At 54.3% G+C, this 1,643-nt stretch carries 1 protein-coding gene; it reads left to right on the top strand.

Going from position 1 to position 1,643, the window contains the following annotated elements:
• The coding region (locus H6F43_RS00710; RefSeq protein ID WP_190340116.1) for an ATP-binding protein at nt 1-1,632 on the top strand (1,632 nt) is incomplete at its 5' end.
• Nucleotides 1,633-1,643 lie beyond the last annotated feature (11 nt).

Raw genomic sequence — 1,643 nt, 5'->3', positions numbered from 1 at the left:
TTTGTTACCGACAGCCAAGGGTTCTGCATCTACAGCAATCCGCGCTGCCAAGAAAAATGGGGACTGCAACCGGGCGAGCCGCTGAGCAGTCAGTGGGAACGGACCATTCACTCCGAGGATCAGTCACGCATCCTGGCTGACTGGACCGCGTATCTTCAGGGAAACAACGGGTTTTCGGCAGAATTTCGCACCCATACCGGAAATGAAAACACGTATTGGGTGCAGATGTACGCCGCGCCAATGTTCTCGGAGCAAGGAGCCCCGCTAGGGCACGTTGGCACGTGCGAGGACATTACAGAGCGGAAACTAGCCGAAGCCGCTCAGAGCCAAATTATTCAAGAGCAAGCAGCCCGTCGTGAAGCTGAAGCCGCTAACCGGATGAAGGATGAATTTTTGGCGGTCCTGTCGCATGAGCTTCGCACACCGCTGAACTCGATGCTGGGCTGGTCTCGACTGTTGCGCAGCAAAAAATTTGACGAAGCAACGACTGCCCGCGCTCTAGAGACGATCGAGCGCAACGCCGCAACTCAAGCGCAGCTAATCGAGGACATTTTAGATGTGTCACAAATTATTCGAGGCAAGCTGCGACTTAATCTCTGCCCCATCAGCCTAACGTCGGTTGTTGAAGCGGCCATTACCTCCATGCGTCCAACCGCAGACGCCAAATCAATTAATCTAAAGTTTGAGGTTGACGGCTCAGAAACGGAGATCGATCACCAGCAGTGGATGGTTTACGGCGATCCAGTTCGGTTGCAGCAGGTGGTTTGGAATTTGCTCTCAAACGCAATTAAGTTCACGTCAGACGGAGGACAAGTCCAGGTAAGGCTGTCGCACGTGCAAGGTGGACATCCGGATGACTATTCATCCTTCAAACTTCAATCTTCGGATTCCCGCTGCGCTCAGGTTACTGTAACTGACACCGGAAAAGGTATCAGTCCGGAATTTCTGCCGTACGTGTTCGATCGATTTCGGCAAGCAGACAGCACGACCACGCGAGCGCACAGCGGTTTGGGGTTGGGGTTGGCGATCGTTCGACATCTTGTGGAACTTCAGGGCGGAAGGGTGCAGGCAGACAGCCCAGGCGACGACCAAGGAGCCACGTTTACAATCAGGCTGCCGCTGGTAAACGGAGATAGAACTCGGGCGACCGAAGAAATCGTCCTGCCGTCTTCGCACGCCCTTACGTCCTCGCTCCTCACGCCATCAACTACGGAGACACTCCGTGAGCATCCTGCACTGTTGACGAGCCGCAAAATTCTCATTGTCGATGACGAACCTGACACGCGCGATTTTCTGGCGTTTTTGCTGCGGCAGTACGGCGCGACTGCGGTGGTGGTTAGCTCCGCTAGTGAAGCGCTTGCCGTATTCGAGAGCGTCAAACCAGATCTGGTGATCAGCGACATCAGTATGCCAGAACAGGATGGCTATTCGCTGATTCAGCAATTGCGATCGCTCGAATCTGGTGAAGACATTCCTGCCATTGCTTTGACGGCTAACTCACGGGAGCACGATCGCGATCAGGCACTTGCTGCCGGATTTCACGTTTACCTTGCTAAACCCGTGCAGGAGGCTGAGTTAGTCAGCGCGATCGTGCAGATGCTAGAGCGGAGGGGAGTAGAAGCAAGGGGCTAGAAATTTTGAAT

Source organism: Leptolyngbya sp. FACHB-36 (genome assembly GCF_014695955.1).
Classification (GTDB): Bacteria; Cyanobacteriota; Cyanobacteriia; order Leptolyngbyales; family Leptolyngbyaceae; genus FACHB-36.
The sequence above is the reverse complement of the archived record's forward strand: the minus strand, read 5'-3'. Positions and strand labels throughout refer to the sequence as shown.